The organism is Planomonospora sp. ID91781, from assembly GCF_015711595.1.
In the GTDB taxonomy this organism is placed as follows: Bacteria; Actinomycetota; Actinomycetes; order Streptosporangiales; family Streptosporangiaceae; genus Planomonospora; species Planomonospora parontospora.
On sequence record NZ_JABTEY010000004.1, the window covers coordinates 173,302 to 190,202 of the forward strand.

Genomic DNA, 16,901 nt, shown 5'->3' on the forward strand with positions numbered 1-16,901 from the left:
TCGCATGTGGCTGAAGCGCCGTTCCCGCCCTGACGGGCCGCTGGCCAAGGTCGACGTCCAAGTCCCGCGCGTGCGCCGCACCAGGACTGCGGCCGCCGCCCGGCCCGGCCCCACCTGGGCCGCCGAAACCGTGCCCGGCGTGCTCGGCGACGGCGCGCTGCGCCCGATGTCCGGCCGCCAGCTGCGCCGCCTGCACCTGCCGCCGCACCGGGCCACCACCGACGTGCTGCAGGCCGTCTACCCGTGGATGGCCGACGCCGGGGCCGGCGCGCTCGGCCCGCTGGTCGGCCACAACCTGCTCGGCGGCGGCACCTGGTGTTACGACCCGTGGGAGTACTACGACGCCGGGCTGGTCACCAACCCCAACCTGATGGTGCTCGGTGAGATCGGCTCCCGCAAATCCACGCTGGTCAAATGCATGATCGCCCGGGGGTATGAGTTCGGGCGCGACGCCTACATCACCGACGTCAAGGACGAGTATTCCGACCTGGCCGACTTCGTCGGCGCATCTCCGGTCTTCCTCGGGCCCGGCCTGCCGGCCCGACTCAACCCCTTCGACGCCGGGCCGCTCGGCTCGAGCGATCCGGACCTGGTGGCCGAGCGGCAGCTGGCCATGCTGGTGGCGCTGGGCACCGCGGTGCTGGACCGGCCCTTGAGTCAAGCCGAGCACACCCTGTGCAAGATCGCCATGGCCGAAGTCACCGACGGCGCCCTGCACCTGCGTCCCAGCCTTGATCCCCATGGCGGTCCGGTCGCCGCCGTGGCGGCCGCCGACCGGCCCCGCGTGCCGGTCCTGGGCGACGTCATCAACGCCATGATGGACCCCGCCCAGCGCCTGGTCGACCAGCTGCCCATCACCCGCACCGAGCTGCGCGACAAGACCGCCGACCTGATCATGGGCATGCAGCGGCTCGTCGACGGCGACCTGCGCGGCATGTTCGACGCCCCCACCAACATCGACGCCGGACCCCACTCGCGGCTCATCGTCATCAACCTGTCGCGGATCCTCGCCCAGCGCCGCTCGGCGCTGCCGCTGGTGCGCATCTGCGCCACCTCCTGGCTGCAATCGGCCCTCGGCCAGCGCGACGGGCGGCGCCGCTTCGTCGTCTCCGACGAGGCCTGGGCCGACCTGACGTTGGGCACGCTGCGCTGGTATCAGTCGATGCGCAAGCTGGCGCGCGCCAACCTGGTGGCCAACGTGCTGGTCTTCCACCAGCCCGCCGACCTGCACGCCGCCGGCGACGCCGGAAGCGAACGCGAGTCCCTGGCCCTGGGACTGATCGCCGACACCGGCACCGTGGTGCTGTATCAGCAAAAGAGCGGCCAAGTGCCGCTGTGCACCCGCTACTTCGGACTGAACGCCACCGAGGAGCAGATCGTCACCGATCTGCGGCCCGGCATCGGCCTGTGGAAGGTCGCCGGGCGGCGCTCCTTCCTCATCCAGCACGTGCGCTCCCGTGCGGAGGCGCGCTTCACCCACACCGACTACCGGCCGCCCGCCTCCGCGGGCCCGTCCGGGCCGGGGGAGCAGCTGACCCTGCCGGTCGGCACCGACCCGCCTGCCGAACCGGCCGCTCCCGCTTCCGGGCGGACCGGTCGCCGGGCCCCGCGCGGGGCGAACGGAGCAAGCGGGGCGCGCCCATGACCACCTCCCCGGCCCCGGCGCCCTCCAGCACCGGCAACGACCCCTACTACCTGGCGTTCGCGTTCTTCGCCGCATTGGCCGGCCTGGTGCTGCTGGTGTGGCTGGCCGGGCTCGCCGCCGCGGCCGCCGCCGGCAGCACCGGCGACTTCGACGACGCCTTGGCGTTCGTGGTGTTCCTGGCGACGTCGGCCGATGCGGCCGCCTCCTGGCAGCGCGCCACCGGCCAGCCGCCGCTGGAGGCCGGCGTGTTCTGGGGCCTGCTGACGCTGCTGCTGACCGTGACCGGCGCCGCCGTCTACCTGGCCGCAAGCGCCCTGCGCGAGCACCTGGCCCAGCGCGGCAACCGGGGCGCCGCCTGGGCCACGCCCAAGCACGAGCAGCGCATCACCGTGCCGGAGGATCCCGCCGAGCGGCCCGGCCGTATCGTCGCCGGGCGCAGCATGCGCACCCGCAGTCTGCTCGCCGGAGACGACTGCATCTCCGCCACCGTGTTCGGCCCCAACGGATCAGGAAAAACGTTGGGATTGATCATTCCCAACGTTTTGGAGTGGAACGGCCCGTGCGTGGTCTCCACCGCCAAAGGCCCCGACCTGAAATGGATCATCAAAGCGCGGCGCAAGCACGGGCCCGTCTGGGTGGTGGCCCCCGAAGGCCTGTCGTTCATGCGACCGGCCCGCTGGTCACCCACCACGTACGCCACCGACGAGGAAGCCGCCGACCGCATGGCCCGCTGGCTGTGCGACGCCTCGGCCATCACCGACGACCCGCGCGCCCGCCCCTGGGTGCTCAAGGCCCGCTCCCTGGTCGGGCCCGTGCTGATGGCCGCCCAGCTGTCCGGCGGCGGCGTCGACAAGTTCTACCGCTGGTGCCTGGACGGCCAGGATTCGCGGCGTGATGTGCGCAGCATCTTGATGGAGCACGGCTACGAGCAGATGGCCGACAACTACGAGGCCACCTGGCGGCTGCACCCCGACGGGGTGGGCTCGGTGCTGTTCACCGCCGCGGCCGTCGTCGACGCCTACGCCCGCCCGCGCATCCGCGACAGCGCCACCACCAGCGACTTCACCGCCGAACAACTCCTGCGCGAAAAGGGCACGGTGTGCATCGTGGCGCCGCCCTCCCAGGCCGACGCGCTCGCGCCGATGTTCACCGCGCTGGTCGCCTCCATCGTGCACGAGGCCGAGCAGACCTATGAGCGCACCGGCCCGCTCCAGCCGCGGCTGCTGCTGGCGCTCGATGAGGCGGGCAACGTGTTCCGCTACTCCGGCCTGCCGACGCTGCTGACCACCGCGCGCGGCATGGGCATCCAGCTCATCACCGTCTGGCACGACCTGGCTCAGCTGCAGACCCGCTACGGCAACGACTCGGCCCGCACCATCTTGTCCCAGTCCAAGCTGCGGCTGCTGCTGCCCGGCATGGGCGACATGTCCACGCTGCAGTACTTCTCCCAGATGATCGGCAACGAGGTGGCTGAGCGGCCCAGCCACAGCACCGGCAACGACGGCCGGTTCGGCGTCTCCACCCAGCCGCAGAAAGACGAGCTCGCCCCCGTGCACCTGCTGCAGCAGCTGCCCGAATGGCACGCGGTCATGCAGTACGCCAACCTGCCGCCGATGCGCGTGCGCATGCGCACCTGCTTCGGCGAGCCTGCGCTCAAGGCCCTGGCCAAAGGAGAAACCCCATGAGTCAGCCCGCGTCGGCGTTCGTGCCCGTCCCGCCCGCCCCTCGCCTGCCCGCCACCGCACCCCCGGATCAGCCCGGCGGGATCCCCGAGCCGGCCGTACCGGCGGCGCCGCGGTGGATGTGGGAGGCCATGGAGCCCGACCAGCGGCGGGCGCGCATGACGCAGATGGCCGCCTGGGTCGACTGGCTGCGCGAGCGCCACAGCGAACCCCCGCTCGATCTGAAAGACAAGATCCCCGCCTGCTGGTACCTGCATCCCGGCCCGCTCGACATCCTGACCACGCTGTACGCCGAGTGGATCCGCACCCACGCTCCCGCCAGCGACCTGCCGCTGATCTCGTTCTACGACGCACTGGCCCGCCACGCCCCCGCCCTGGGCTATCCCGGCAAATGCCTGCGCGGCAGCCACGACGACCAGCGCGGCACCCTGCCCGGGATGGACTTCGCCACCTGGATCACTACCTCGGCCTGGGCGACCGCCCCGGCCCTGCCGATCACCTTCCTCATCGAACCGGAGACGCCCATGCCCACCCCGACTGCTCCGGCTGAACCGCAGCCGGACATCCTGCCCACCGCCGACATCACCGCCCTGGTCGAGGCCGGCCACGCCGAGCGTCTGGGCCGCACACCCGCGGTACGCATCGACGGCACCTGGTGGCTCGGCGACGAAAGCGCCGGCATCTACGTGCGCGTCCCCGATGCCCAGCTGACCGCCGACCTCGATCGCCGCCTGGCCAAATACACCACCGCTCAGGCCGCCGTCGCCCGCCAGCAGGCCGGCACGCCGCTGGCGAGCGTCCCGGTCGACGGCGAGGCCGCGCGATGACCCCGGACCTGTACGCCGAACGCGCCCTGCTCGCCTCCCTGCTGCGCGACCCCCGCCGGATCCGCGCGACCCTGGCCCTCACCGGCGTCAAAGCAGCCGACTTCGGCGACCCCGGTCACCAAGAGCTCATGCAGGCCATCATCGACGCCAGCCGCGATGACGGACTGGATCTGACCGTCATCGACGGCTGGAACGCCCTGCGCCGCGCCGTAGAAGACGCCGCCATCGCCACCGGTCGCAGCAGCGCTTGGGTAGGCCAGATCGCCGCCACCCCCATCACGCCCTCCCAATCCGCCGAGTACGCCGTCATGGTGCTGGAGGGTGAAACGCGGCGCGTCATCGCCCACCATGCTCAGCGCATCGCCGCCGCCATGGACAGCCATGTGCCTGCAGGGCAGGCCGATGCGCAGATCACCGCCACCCGTCAGGTCCTCACCCAGCTGGCCGAGCGTTGGAGGCTGGATCCGGAGATCCTGACTGAAGCAGCGGCCGAGGACGAGGCCGACGACGTCCTGGATGCTCCGCAGGCCCCGTCCCTGCTGCAGCGCGGCCTGGCCGCGCTGCGTGCGCCGCTGGCCTTCCTGGACGGTACCGCCCGCACCGAGGACCGGCTGCTGGCCTCCCTGGTCGCCGACCCGGGGCAGGTCGCCGAAGTGCGCGACTGGCTGGATCCGCAGGACTTCACCGCGCCCGGCCGCGCCGAGATCTACATCGCGCTGGTGGTCCTGAGCGATCGCGGCCAGCCGATCGACGCGCCCACGGTGCTGTTCGAGGCCAACCGGCAGGTGGCCATCAGCGCCCGCCAGGCCGACCGGTTCATGGCCCGCTGCGCGAAAGCCGAACCCGGCCACGCCATCCCGCTGGCCCGGGATCTGGTCGCCGCCGACGCCGCCGCCTACGTCCAAGCCCAGACCCAGAAGGTCATCACCGCGGTGACCACCCGCACCGCCACTCCCTCAGCCGCTATCGGTACCGCCCTGGCCACCTTGGAACGCCTGGAGGGGCCGCTCGCGCGCTTGGCCGACTCACGAAAAGTGACCGCCAGTGACAGCATGGCCTACGTCCCGCCCCCGCCCGATCGCGCGGCGGTGAGCGGCCCACCCGAGGCCAAGGCGTCCATGTGAGCGCTCCGGCAGAGGTGAGACCACCATGACCACCCTGACCGACCAGGTCGGCGCGCTGTATTCACCGACCGGGCTGGACATCCACATCGAACAAGCCCTGCTGGGCGCGCTGCTGCTGGAGCCGGAGCAGCTCGGCCAGGTGCGCTCCTGGTTGGAGGCCGCCGACTTCGCCCGCCCCGCCCACCAGGAGCTCTACACCGCGCTGCTGGCCCATGCCGACGCCCAGGCCGGTCCCCAGGCCGCTGGACACGCCGGCCCGGCCGAACCGCTTGCGATGGCGGTCTTCGAGCGTGTGCAGCACGTGCCGGGCCTGACCGCCTCCTACCTGCACGACCTCATGCAGGCCTGCCCGGTCCCCGGCCACGCCACCAGCTACGCCCTGCTGGTCGTCGAAGCCGACACCCGGCGCGCCCTCGCCTTGCACACCGCCCGCCTGGCCGGCCTGGCCGATGCGCACCTGCGCGGCGAGAACATCGAGAGCGAAGACGCCGCCTCCCTGTTCGCCGTCACCGAGAACGTCAAAACCGTCATCACCAACCTCGCCGCCCGGCTCAACGTCCCCGACCTGGCCGCCGTCCCGCTGCCGGACGGCACCGACCTCGCCGCCCCGCTCCCCGTGGCTCCCGCTCACCTCAATCAGCAAGACCAGCTGCTGACCGCCCTGATCGCCGACCCGAGCCGCATCCCCGAAGTCCGCACGCTGCTGGACCCCGAGGACTTCACCGATCCGGGCCGCGCCCGGCTGTTCGCGCTGCTGACCACGATGGCCGACCACGGTGAGGCCATCGACCTGGTCACCGTGATGAACCAGGCCCAGCACGCCGGCCTGCTCGCCCCCGACCGGCAAGCAGTCACCGAGTTCCGGCAGCGTTTTGCCGACCCCGGCGGCGCAGTCCCCTGGTATCTGGAACTGGTCCAGCAGATCCAAGAAGCCTCCGCCCTCGCCTGCGCCACCACCGCCGTCATCCGGATCACCGACACCCTCGTCCGCCCCGGCCTGGACACCCGCCAAATGCTCGCCATGGCCGCCCGGGAACTCGCCACCCTGACCGCCCGCCAGCCGCACCACGTTCACTCCGTCGTTCAACCCGCCTATGAGCCGCCCGGCACCGGCCATCCGGCCGCCTCCACCGAGCCACCGGCCATACGCCTATGACCTTCCGCGGGCCCGCGTGGCCACCGCGCCCGCCTCAACGGCCCCGCAGAGCAGAAGAATCGATCCGTCCCTGACCGGCTTCATCACCGGTGGTCGTGTGCGACGCCAGGACGGCCGCCGCCTGCACAGCGTGGTCGGTCCAGCCGGGAATTTCACCGGTTGTGCCGACACACCGGGGCCGTGCGTGATGGGATCGGACCGCCCAGAAATGGCTGTGCCCCGGCTGCGTGCTTTCGCAGAGGCAAGACCGGGGCTTATGCGGCCATGGTAGCACCCGGACGACGATCGGTGGGGGAGAGGTCAACGGAGTGAAGGACGCCGAAGCCCAGCGACTGCGAGGGATCTTGTCGCAGGGACGCCTCGGCGAGTACGAGGCCCTGTGCGGCGGGCAGACCATCGCGGCGCTGCGGCTGCACTGCTGGAACACTCAGATCAGCGCAGCCTTCTATCCGAGCCTGCAGTACCTCGAGCTCGCGGTGCGCAGCGTGCTGGACCGGGAGATGCGCGCCCTGTTCGGTACGGACGCCTGGTGGGATGCGCCCGCGGCCAACCTGCACTTCGGCGCCCAGCAGAAGATCCGCGACCTCAAGGCCCAGCTGCGCCGCCAGGGTGTCCCCGCCGCCGCCCAGCAGATCGTCAGCGAGCTGTCGTTCGGGTTCTGGGTCTCCCTGCTGGGCCCGGGCAACAACTACGACCAGCGGCTGTGGCGCACGGGGCTGTATCGGGCCTTTCCCGGCTACCGGGGCGGCCGCAGAGACCTGCACCGGCAGCTGGACTACCTGCGGGTGCTGCGCAACAAGATCGCCCACCACGGCCCGATCCACCACCGGCACCTGCAGGCCGACCACGAGGCGATCCTCATCCTGCTCGGCTACATCGATGTCGAGCTGGCCGACTGGGTGCGCCGCTACAGCCAGGTCAACGCCATCTTGACCCAACGGCCGCATCCCTGACGCCCTTCGCGCTCCACGCGCGATCCGAACGCTTGGCCACCCCTGCAGATCGCACCCGGCCTACCGGCGAGACAGCTCCGGCAGGGGCTCGGCGACCTCCCACTCGATCACATCGACGCCGGCGGTGCGGTAGTGCTCCTGCTTGACGCGCTTGCGCACCTCATAGGATTCGCGGCCCCGCACCCCGTACACCTCGACATACACCCGCGGGGCGACATCGGTCAGCACGAAGTCCGGGAACACCTCCTGGCCGCCGTAGCGCAACGGCTTGAGGTAACTGCGGCGCGCGGCGTCCAGCGCCTCGGCCATGCGCAGCTCGTGAGAGGACTCGACGGGAACGTAGGCCGCCGTGGTGAGCATCGCGGCCATGTCCACCACCTTCAGCGCGCCCTTGGGGGTGCGCTCGACCGCGGCCAGCACCACCTGGCGGGCCCGCCCGCCGGCGGCCGCGGAAAACACCGGCCGGTAAGAGGCGCGGATGCGCTCCATCAGCTCGCTGCGCAGGTAGAGCGGCGTCCGCAGGTGACACAGCTTGATCTGCTGACCGTAGGCGGTGGCGCTGATCTCCTTGATCTCGCCCAGGACCAGTCCCCGCCGCGCGGTGCCGGAGTGCGCACCCAGCCGGTCGCAGAAGGCGGCCAGCGCCGCGGCGTTGGCGTTGGCGTCCTGGGGCCGGTAGGGCGGCACCACGTACAGCGCTCCGGCCAGGTCGCGGTCGTTGACCGTGCAGTCGGCCATCCGTTGCACCAGCCGCGCCTGGCAGGTCGACCAGGTGCGCCGCCATCCCGGGTTCCAAGTGGTGAGCTGGGCTTCTTCCCAGAGCCAGTGCAGCAGGCCGAGCAGGCCGACCGCCTGGCGCAAGGTGCCGCCGGAGCGGCGGGGGACCGGCGGAGCCGGGGCGCGCGTGGACGCGTGGGGGAGCAGGCGCACCTCCAGCGGGATCTCCAGCCGGATCGTCGTGCCCTCGGCGCTTTCGGTGATCGCGCGTTCGCTGTAGCGGCCACGGCCCGACAGGCCCGGTTCGATCTGGTGGAAGCCGCAGCCGGCCGCATGCCGATCGCCCTCGCCGGGCCAGCGCGCCAGGTGGTAGCGGCCTTCCCGGGTGCGCACGACGAGCTTCAGCGGGGGAGTGGTGCACAGGCATTCGGCATAACCGATCTCGGCCTTGGCCCGGGCCAGCAGGGAGGCGTAGGAGGCCGGGTGGGAGCGCACCGCCGCCAGAGACACCACGCGATCGGCCAGCCGGACCTGACGCTCGGCAGGAAGGTCTTCCCCGACCGGCGGTGAAGCCTGGCCTGGATGCATCCGCTCTCCTTGGTCGCCTACGGTCCGGTACGGCCGGTGCGGTCCCTAGCCTTCTGATCATTTACTTCAGTCTGACACCTTTTGTAAAGAGGGGAGAGGTTGTGGTGTGGTCGTCAACGGAGGCGGACGGTCACAAACCGGAGGCGAACCCGGCCTCCCCACCAGTGCGGTGACGCAGCAGCCAGGGCGGTGGGGATTGCCGGTCGCCAGATGCGGCTGCGGACGCCTTACCTCTTCCCGTACCGGTAGGACATCGCTGACGACGGCCGGCTCGGTATGACTGGCGATGACGCCATGATCGTGAGGTAAGTGCCGCCGGGAGCGACGATGCGCCGCACCTGTCGGGCGGCGTCCAGGGATTTGACCGCCAGCCGATAGCCGTCGCCACCGTCATCGAAACTGATCACGGCGTCGGCGACGTCGATGACGACCGGCTCCCGGTCGGCGGCCAGCCGATAGCCGCGCCGGCGATACCAGCCGAGCACCGGACGGTCATCGGCGCGGATCTTGGCGAATAGCAGCCGGCCGCCGTCTCGACTCGCCCGTTCCTCCACGGCGGCCAGCAGCCGCGTCCCGACACCGCTGCGGCGCGTGTGCTCGGCCACCGCCAGCAGTTCCAACTCGGTCAGCGCCGATGCCAGATCCCGCTGTCCTCGACGTCCAAGCTCGGCGTACTGGTCGATCAACCGCACCGGCGGACAGGTATAGGCCAGGCCGCACACGGGCTCGTCGTCAGCGGCGCAGGCCACCAACGCCGACCCGAAGCCGTACGGCACCTGCAAGCGGCCACCGTGTTGATCGATCGCTGGTTGCGTCCACGGAAGTGGTGTAAGAGTTTCCCCAGCACACAGGCGTGCCGCCGGACATGAAGACGGCCATCGCGTGATCCTTCGGGTTGCGAAACCAAGATCGAAGGAAGAAAGCGATGGCCGTGAACAACAGTGTGGACCCGATGGCGTGGCTGGCGGAGCAGATTCAGACCAGCGACCCGGATCTGTTGCGCTCCATGGTGAAGACCATGGCCGAGGCGTTGATGTCGGCTGAGGCCGACAGCCTGTGCGGCGCCGCCTACGGCGAGCGCAGCGATCAGCGCGCCAACCGCCGCAACGGCTACCGGAAGCGGGACTGGGACACCCGCGCCGGCACCGTCGAGCTCGCCATCCCCAAGCTGCGTTCGGGCACCTACTTCCCGGACTGGCTGCTGCAGCGCCGCCGCCGGGCCGAACAGGCCCTCATCAGCGTGGTGGCCACCAGCTACCTGCTGGGCGTCTCCACCCGCCGCGTCGACAAGCTGATCGAGCAGCTCGGGGTGCAGCACATCTCGAAAAGCCAGGTCTCGGAGATGGCCAAGATGCTCGACGGGCAGGTGGAGGCCTTCCGCACCCGCCCGCTGGACGGCGGCCCGTATGCGTTCCTGTGGCTGGACGCGCTGACGCAGAAGGTCCGTGAGGACGGGCGGACGGTGAACGTGCACGTGCTGGTCGCCACGGCCGTGAACGCCGACGGCCGCCGGGAGATCCTGGGGCTGGAGGTGACCTCGGCCGAGGACGGCGCGGGCTGGCTGGGCTTCCTGCGGGGCCTGGTGGCGCGGGGCCTGTCGGGGGTGCAGCTGGTGGTCTCCGATGCCCACCGGGGCTTGGTGGAGGCGGTCGGCGCGGTGCTGGCGGGCGCGGCCTGGCAGCGCTGTCGAACGCACTACCTGCGGAATTTGCTGACCACCGTGCCCAAGTCGGCGCAGCCGTGGGTGGCGACCCTGGTGCGCACGATCTTCGACCAGCCGACCGCCGAGGCCGTGCGCTCCCAGCATGCCTGGGTCATCGACGCCCTGGAGGCGAAGTATCCGGCCGCGGCGGCGCATCTGGACGCGGCCCGGGAGGAGTTGCTGGCCTTTGCTGCGTTCCCTCGGGAGGTCTGGCGGCAGGTGTGGTCGAACAATCCGCAGGAGCGGTTGAACAAGGAGATCCGCCGCCGCACCGACGTGGTCGGTATCTTCCCCGACCGGAGTTCGGTCGTGCGCCTGGTGGGTGCGGTGCTGGCCGAGCAGACCGACGAGTGGACCGAGGCCCGCCGCTACATGGGGCTGGACGTGCTGGCCAAGGTCCGGCTGCGGCTGATCTGCGGCGACACACCGGGGCAGAACCCGCTGCCGCAGACACTTACCGCTTAACCTGCAGAAACGGGATCACGCGAAGGCCGACTCATACACCACTTCGCTGGACGTGACCCGATCGCTGCGGCGAACGCTCCCGGCGCAGCCGAAGGGGAGGGATCCATGTCGAGCGCGACGGCGGCGAGAGCCTCGGCGCCGACCCCGTCACCTGGTTGAGCGAGGCGGATGATTGCCACGGTCGTCCACAATACGGCTCACTTCGCGAGCGCGCCGTCCCCGACGCATGCGGTGAACGACGTCGCGCTCCCGCCGATACCAACGATGACGGCAGCCCGAAGCGGTGGCGATCGGCCGGTTGCCAGGCGTCGCCGCGGACGTCACCGTAAGGGGCGTGGATTACGCAGCGGGGTGTCCAAGGTGTGGAGTCCAGGCGAAGGAGGATTGCCGCCGCGATGACGGCCGACCACGGGTGATTCCGCACGTCAAGCGGCTGGCGCTGATCATCGCGCACCACCTGCTCGCCTACGCCGTCCCGGCCGATCGCGCCACCGCCGCCGTGCAGGACGCTCTGCTTCTCCTGCAGGCCCAGGCCGCGCTGAAGGCCCACCAGAGCCCCGGCGGCACGGAGCAGGAGAGCGAGATCCTGCTGCGAGCCGCCTGCCTGCAACTGCACGTCCAGAGCGCGCTGAGTGCGGTCAACGGCCGCACCCTCACCGTGCGCGAGCAAATGGAACAGGCCGGCGAGCTGTACGAGATGCTGGTCACCACCCGCCGGACAGCTGAGCTCCTGCACGGTGATCAGATCCAGCCTCCGCACGCCATCATCGAGCCGCCCACGGTGCAGCAGGTCCGCCGCTGGCAGGAGCTGGCCTTCAACGACGAGCTACGCCACCGCACGAAGAACCGCGAAACGATCGCAATCAGCGCACAGGATCCACAGCTGGCTCCTGCTCGCTGGCGGATCATCTGCCATGAGCCCAATGGCTACTTCGAGGCCCTCCACCGAGACGAGCACGGCCTGTTGGGGCCCGTCTACCGCGGGTGGGTTCCCGTTCCCGAGGCGGTCCCCGAAGTGCTGCGCCGCTGGAGCGCGCCCGCCACCCGGCCGATCGAGGTGACGTGGGAATGCACCCCGGCATGGCCGCAGGCATTGCTGCCCTACGGCGGCTGGTTACCCGACCATCACAACAACGACCCCGACCACGTTCGTACGGCCGGCATCCGCGGAGCCGAGGTCTGGCAGGACAACGCCGAAGCCCATCGGGAGCGGTTCGCCGACATGATGCACCAGCTACGGCAGCGCTGGCCGCACGAGCAAAGCGGCATCACCGCCTTCCTGAAGCAGGAGGCGGCCCGCCTCAACGCTGACCAACCGCAAGCATCCTCACTTCCCTCTCACCTGACCTCCGCCAGCCACCGCCGCGACGGGAGCCTGGTCGGGCTCGGCTACACCGTCACCGCAGGCTGGATCGCCCCGATCACCGTGGCCAACACCGGTACCCGCCAGTGGAACGACTTCGCCAACCATCGCCCCAAGACGGTGCCGGCAATGGCTGAGGCACTCCTGAGCGGTGACCTGGAGCATGCCCTGGAGGTCTGGAGCCTGCTCACTGCCCCCATCAGCGTCGTGCGCGTTCACGGCCCGGCAGGCCCGCTCTATCATCTGGGCAGCAACGGAGCACATCGGCTGCATGCCGCGCGATTGCTCGGCCTACCCGCCGTCTGGACGGAAATCCGTCAGGACGCCCTCCCTCTGCAGGTGACCTTCAGCGATGTGACCCCTTACGGTGCGCGGCGCATCGCAGCCGATGTCCTGACCCCCTGCTGGCGCGGCCTGCTGGAACGTGGCCTGGCGGCGGGACGGTTCGATGACGCCCCCATCTCCGCCGCCCTGCATCTGGATACGGTCATGGCCCCGTGGATGCTCGCTATGCCGGACTGCGCGGTCACCTGGGCCGCGGCCTACGACCGCGCCTACCCCGGCGCGCTGAACCAAGCCGGCGTGCCGACCTCCGCGTGGCAGGATCCTCAGGCATGGCTGTCCTGGCTGGACACCGGGAAAACGCCCTCCTCGTGACGCCGGTTGCCTGATCACCAGCGGCCGCCGCCGCGCACCCGGCCAACCCCTGCAGCGATCCCTATGAGCGGGGCCGGTGGGTTGGTAGCGCCCCCAGCGCGTCCCTCACACCCGGTCTACCACCCACCCGCGGCGACGGGAGCCACCCGCTGCGCACCCCGCCGGTCCAGGCCGAGAGCAGGTGCCACCAGGGGTCTCGATGAGCGGCACCTGGAAGCTCGGGCACGGCGACGCCCTGCCCTTTCCCGTTCTTCCGGCCGGTGACCTTCCACCGGCGGCGGCCCGGACGCATCGCGCGCTGGGCACGATCATTGCGACCAGCGCCGTCAGCGGGCAAGAGGACACAGGGTGCCTGCGGCGCTTGCCGTGCGCAGGTCACGCATGGCACCGTAAGGCTCGTTCCGCTCGCGATCACACCCCGCATGCCGGGCGTGATGCACGGACATCACCGGCGGCCGCTGCCTCGGCCGCCGATCGGCCCCGCCGTCGCGGGGATGCTCCCCACGCATGTGGGGGTGGAGCCATCATCAGGCGATGGCTCTCCTCGGCGCCCCCTCGACCACGCAAGGACGGGCCCACCCATGTTCGACCCCCCGATCGGCCTCAGCGACCTGCCGGGTTACCAGACCGCCGCCAGCACGCGGCCGGCTAGGACGGCGTTCATCGGCCGCTGCTCCACCAAAGACAACCAAGACCCCCGCTCCTCAATCGCCGGGCAGCTCGCCGAAGCATCCGCGCTGCTGACGCCCGGTGAGGAGTTCGCCGCTTACTTCTGGGACGTGGAGTCGGGCATGCTCGGCCTGGACGAGCGCAGCCAGGGCTCCGCTGACGACTACGCACGCCTTGGCGTGCCCGTGCCCCGCGACGGCGGACTGCGCGAGTTGCTGGAATGGGTTGAGCGCGGCGAGATCGACCGGGTGGTGTGCGAACGCATCGGCCGCGTCGCCCGCGACATGCTGCCCAGCCTCCAAGTGGAACACCACCTGGCCTCGCGTGGGGTGAGGCTGGAGTGCGCGAATGAACCCCGCGGCGGCATGACCACGGGGCAGTTGGGGCTGCGCCGCGCAGAACAGGTCCGGGCCGAGATCACCCGGCACGAGCTGCTGGAGATGTCCATGCGCGGCCAGCGCCAGCACGCCGCCAACGGGTACCGGCACGGCCCACCCTGCTACGGCTACATCGCCGTGGTGGACCCGGACGCGCCTCCGGCGGCCAACCGGTTCGGCGGGGGCCGGCCCAAGATGCGTCTTGCGTTGCACCCGGACTCGCGTCGCGTCGAAACTGTGCAGGAGGTGTTCCGGCTCCGCCGAGTCGAACGGCTGGGGGACGGCGAGATCCTCCGAATGCTGGCCGCCGACCTTGATCAGCATCCGCTGGCAGCGGGGCAGGTGCTGTGGCGGCGGGCCCGGGTCCAGCGGATGCTCGCCCAGCCTAAATACACCGGCTATCAGGTTTTCAACCGGTGCGCAGCTCGCACCAACCGCGGTCGGAGCAACCCCATCGCCGACTGGGTGTGGTCTCGTGAGCCGGCCCATCCGATGATCGTGCCGCTGGGGGAGTGGCGGGAGACACAGTTAGTGACTGCGCGTCTGCGGGAGCGGAGAATCTCGGGCTGGGAGCGGGTGAACGCGGCCGCCGCCCAGCGCGGGATCCGGCTCACACCGGTGCGGGAGAGCGACACCCATCTCCTGTACGAGGCCGCGGGCCGCCGGCTCGTCCTGCCCCGTGGAGAGCTTCCGGCCGCCGTGGCCGACGAGGTCATCGCCCTCCTGGAGGTGGGCGCGTGACCGGCACCGACCGCGCCGCCGAACCCGCAACCGACGCGAACGCCGTCTTGGTGTCGGCCGTCCGGCGGGAACGACGATGGATCACGCCAGCCGATGACCATGGCATCGTCGTGCACGGCCGTACCCTGCGTGATCTCCAGGCCAGCGCGCAACGGGCGCTGACTCTGCATCTGGGCACCCCTGAGGCCCCACTCGTGCAGGTGCGCCCGCAGTCCGCCGCGCTCGACGAGCTCGCCACGGCGCGCCTGCGCTACGACACGGCCCTGCGCCACGCGGTGCAGGGCCTGCGCGCAGACGGAGCCTCCTGGACCGACATCGCTCAGGCGTGCAACGTCCGTGTCGCTGACGTGCAGGCCGCGCTGGGCCAAGACCCCGGCTGAGCTTGATCTTTAACCTGTGCCCTCGGCCGTCCCACTGATCTGCTTCTGAGATCTCTCCGTTCGGCGGACACGGGTACGGCCTTGGGGCGATCATGCGCGCTGTCGAGACGCCAATGATCACACCAAGGCCGTGAAGGTGAGTCTGCTGGACACCACCGCCCACATCGAGCCCCTGACCGCATCGTCCCGGTTCCGGACCGACCTGTACGACTGCCTGCCCACCCGGGCCGATGCGCTGTTCGAACTCACCGACGCACTGCTGTGCGCCGACGGCGCCGTCCGATCACTGGTCGAGCTGACCTTGACACCCGAGCACCGGCGCGGACACGGCGCCCTCTACGACGCCCTCAACCACGGCCGGATCGATACCGACCGGCTGCGCACCGCCCTGGCCGACCTGCCGCTGCCCCGAGCCTGCGACGGGCGGATCGTCCTGGCCGTCGACGTCAGCCCGTGGCTGCGCTCGGACGCCCCCACCAGCCCCGAACGGCTGTTCTGCCACGTCTACGGCCGCGCCAAGAGCACCTCCCAGCTGATCCCGGGATGGCCGTACTCCTTCGTCGCGGCGTTAGAGCCCGGCCGCACCTCCTGGACGGCGATCCTGGACGCGGTCCGTCTGGGACCGGCCGATGACGCCGCCGCGGTGACCGCCGACCAATTGCGCACCGTGGTCGGCCGCTTGATCGCCGCCGGGCACTGGTGCGACGGCGACCCGGACATCTTGATCGTCATGGACGCCGGCTACGACGTCACCCGGCTGGCGTTCATCCTGTCCGACCTGCCCGTCGAGGTCCTGGGGCGGATTCGCTGCGACCGCGTCATGCTGCTACCCGCACCGCCCAGAGCGCCGGGCACCAACGGTCGGCCGCCCAAGCACGGCCCCGTCCTCGCCCTGGCCGATCCCACCACCTGGCCGGCACCGCAGCACACCACGACCACCCCCACCACCCGCTACGGCCTGGCCGAGGCCGGCAGCCGGGACCGGCTGCACCCGCGCTTGACCCACCGCGCCTGCTGGATCGACCACGAGAGCGATCTGCCCGTCATCGAGGGCACCCTGATCCGCCTGCAGGTCGATCACCTGCCAGGTGACCGCGATCCCCAGCCGGTGCGGCTATGGTCGTCGGCCACCGGCCTGGCCGCCGCCGAGGTCGACCGGCGCTGGCAGTCGTTCCTGCGCAGGTTCGATCTCGAACATACCTTCCGGCTGTTCAAGCAGACCCTGGGCTAGACCCGGCCGAAGCTGCGCAGCCCGCACGCCGCCGACCGCTGGACCTGGCTGATCATCGCCGCCCACACCCAGTTGCGCCTGGCCCGGCCGCCGGCCGAGGACCTGCGCCATCCCTGGGAGAAACCTGCACCACCCGGCAGGCTGACCCCCGCCCAGGTCCGGCGAGGGTTTCGCAACCTTCGCGCGAAGGCTGCCCTTCCAGCCGGCGCGCCGAAACCCGGCCGGCCCGGTCCTGGACGCCCTCCCGGTTCCAAGGACCGTCGACCGGCGCCTCACTACGACGTCGGTAAAACCGTCAAACGAGATCGCACTCTGACCGCCCGACGGCAACGCGCAGGTTAAAGATCAAGCTTAGCCACCCAACAACTAGGCCGACCTCAGCTATCTCGCAAACAGATAATCTTTTGCGTACTCGATACCCCATTGGGCTATATCGATGTCTACTTCGTTGTCGACACTCAGCAGCAATCGATTCGGTTCGTTGTCCGGCTGGGATATTGAGAATAGTATCGTTGGCTCTAGGTCATCTACGCTGGCGAACTCTACGGTTTCACAGTCGTCGACGATATTAGAGATCGCAGTAATGCTGATTTGGCGGTCTTTGACGACTTCGATGCCCATAAG

Annotated in this window: 15 protein-coding genes; 11 read left to right on the forward strand and 4 right to left on the reverse strand. The window is 70.4% G+C overall.

Translation table 11 applies throughout. From position 1 onward, the window contains the following. The first annotated feature begins 4 nt into the window (after positions 1 to 4). From HS048_RS34725 to HS048_RS34750, 6 genes are all read left to right on the forward strand, one after another. Positions 5 to 1,645 (forward strand): hypothetical protein, encoded by a 1,641-nt coding sequence (locus HS048_RS34725; protein ID WP_196470084.1) that lies wholly within the window; start codon positions 5 to 7, stop codon positions 1,643 to 1,645. Next, positions 1,642 to 3,330 carry a type IV secretory system conjugative DNA transfer family protein gene (locus HS048_RS34730; RefSeq protein WP_196470085.1) on the forward strand — a complete coding sequence of 563 codons (1,689 nt, stop codon included), beginning with the start codon at positions 1,642 to 1,644 and terminating at the stop codon, positions 3,328 to 3,330. The genes HS048_RS34725 and HS048_RS34730 overlap by 4 nt, the downstream gene beginning before the upstream one ends. Then, a complete protein-coding gene (locus HS048_RS34735; RefSeq protein ID WP_196470086.1) occupies positions 3,327 to 4,154 on the forward strand; it encodes a hypothetical protein in 828 nt (275 codons plus the stop codon). Before HS048_RS34730 ends, HS048_RS34735 begins: the two co-directional genes overlap by 4 nt. Further along, entirely contained in the window at positions 4,151 to 5,278 is a 1,128-nt protein-coding gene (locus tag HS048_RS34740) for a DnaB-like helicase N-terminal domain-containing protein (RefSeq protein WP_196470087.1), read from the forward strand. The genes HS048_RS34735 and HS048_RS34740 overlap by 4 nt, the downstream gene beginning before the upstream one ends. A gap of 25 nt (positions 5,279 to 5,303) precedes the next feature. Then, positions 5,304 to 6,434, forward strand: coding sequence for a DnaB-like helicase N-terminal domain-containing protein (locus tag HS048_RS34745; RefSeq protein WP_196470088.1), 1,131 nt, complete (start codon positions 5,304 to 5,306; stop codon positions 6,432 to 6,434). A 344-nt stretch (positions 6,435 to 6,778) separates the two neighbouring features. Beyond that, complete coding sequence (locus tag HS048_RS34750) at positions 6,779 to 7,387, forward strand: hypothetical protein (RefSeq protein WP_196470089.1); 609 nt, start codon at positions 6,779 to 6,781, stop codon at positions 7,385 to 7,387. 60 nt (positions 7,388 to 7,447) lie between these two features. Here the strand turns inward: HS048_RS34750 and HS048_RS34755 are convergent, their stop codons facing one another. Together HS048_RS34755 and HS048_RS34760 are read right to left on the reverse strand one after the other, a co-directional pair. Continuing rightward, the gene (locus HS048_RS34755; RefSeq protein WP_196470090.1) at positions 7,448 to 8,692 is read right to left on the reverse strand and encodes a DUF1173 family protein; all 1,245 of its coding nucleotides are present in this window, start codon (positions 8,690 to 8,692) and stop codon (positions 7,448 to 7,450) included. A gap of 227 nt (positions 8,693 to 8,919) precedes the next feature. Continuing rightward, positions 8,920 to 9,468, reverse strand: coding sequence for a GNAT family N-acetyltransferase (locus HS048_RS34760; RefSeq protein WP_307832759.1), 549 nt, complete (start codon positions 9,466 to 9,468; stop codon positions 8,920 to 8,922). 149 nt (positions 9,469 to 9,617) lie between these two features. Between HS048_RS34760 and HS048_RS34765 the strand changes: the two genes are divergently transcribed. The 5 genes from HS048_RS34765 to HS048_RS34785 all read left to right on the forward strand — a co-directional run bounded on the left by HS048_RS34765 (position 9,618) and on the right by HS048_RS34785 (position 16,277). After that, a complete protein-coding gene (locus tag HS048_RS34765) occupies positions 9,618 to 10,859 on the forward strand; it encodes an IS256 family transposase (RefSeq protein ID WP_196465821.1) in 1,242 nt (413 codons plus the stop codon). A gap of 334 nt (positions 10,860 to 11,193) precedes the next feature. Then, the gene (locus HS048_RS34770) at positions 11,194 to 12,879 is read left to right on the forward strand and encodes a hypothetical protein (RefSeq protein WP_196470092.1); all 1,686 of its coding nucleotides are present in this window, start codon (positions 11,194 to 11,196) and stop codon (positions 12,877 to 12,879) included. 581 nt (positions 12,880 to 13,460) lie between these two features. Then, entirely contained in the window at positions 13,461 to 14,666 is a 1,206-nt protein-coding gene (locus tag HS048_RS34775) for a recombinase family protein (protein ID WP_196470093.1), read from the forward strand. Next, positions 14,663 to 15,046, forward strand: a complete 384-nt coding sequence (locus HS048_RS34780; protein WP_196470094.1) for a hypothetical protein — start codon at positions 14,663 to 14,665, stop codon at positions 15,044 to 15,046. The genes HS048_RS34775 and HS048_RS34780 overlap by 4 nt, the downstream gene beginning before the upstream one ends. A gap of 136 nt (positions 15,047 to 15,182) precedes the next feature. Beyond that, complete coding sequence (locus HS048_RS34785) at positions 15,183 to 16,277, forward strand: transposase (RefSeq protein WP_196470095.1); 1,095 nt, start codon at positions 15,183 to 15,185, stop codon at positions 16,275 to 16,277. Here HS048_RS34785 and HS048_RS34790 read toward each other — a convergent pair. Then, complete coding sequence (locus HS048_RS34790) at positions 16,274 to 16,453, reverse strand: hypothetical protein (protein ID WP_196470096.1); 180 nt, start codon at positions 16,451 to 16,453, stop codon at positions 16,274 to 16,276. The genes HS048_RS34785 and HS048_RS34790 overlap by 4 nt on opposite strands. Before the next feature lie 205 nt (positions 16,454 to 16,658). Continuing rightward, complete coding sequence (locus HS048_RS34795; protein WP_196470097.1) at positions 16,659 to 16,898, reverse strand: hypothetical protein; 240 nt, start codon at positions 16,896 to 16,898, stop codon at positions 16,659 to 16,661. Positions 16,899 to 16,901: the final 3 nt, after the last annotated feature.

Bases quoted from the DNA above. Each gene is read 5' to 3' on its own strand.
- HS048_RS34765 (WP_196465821.1), top strand. From the start codon at position 9,618: ATGGCCGTGAACAACAGTGTGGACCCGATGGCGTGGCTGGCGGAGCAG.
- HS048_RS34730 (WP_196470085.1), top strand. From the start codon at position 1,642: ATGACCACCTCCCCGGCCCCGGCGCCCTCCAGCACCGGCAACGACCCC.
- HS048_RS34745 (WP_196470088.1), top strand. From the start codon at position 5,304: ATGACCACCCTGACCGACCAGGTCGGCGCGCTGTATTCACCGACCGGG.
- HS048_RS34725 (WP_196470084.1), top strand. From the start codon at position 5: ATGTGGCTGAAGCGCCGTTCCCGCCCTGACGGGCCGCTGGCCAAGGTC.
- HS048_RS34795 (WP_196470097.1), bottom strand. From the start codon at position 16,898: ATGGGCATCGAAGTCGTCAAAGACCGCCAAATCAGCATTACTGCGATC.
- HS048_RS34735 (WP_196470086.1), top strand. From the start codon at position 3,327: ATGAGTCAGCCCGCGTCGGCGTTCGTGCCCGTCCCGCCCGCCCCTCGC.
- HS048_RS34775 (WP_196470093.1), top strand. From the start codon at position 13,461: ATGTTCGACCCCCCGATCGGCCTCAGCGACCTGCCGGGTTACCAGACC.
- HS048_RS34740 (WP_196470087.1), top strand. From the start codon at position 4,151: ATGACCCCGGACCTGTACGCCGAACGCGCCCTGCTCGCCTCCCTGCTG.
- HS048_RS34755 (WP_196470090.1), bottom strand. From the start codon at position 8,692: ATGCATCCAGGCCAGGCTTCACCGCCGGTCGGGGAAGACCTTCCTGCC.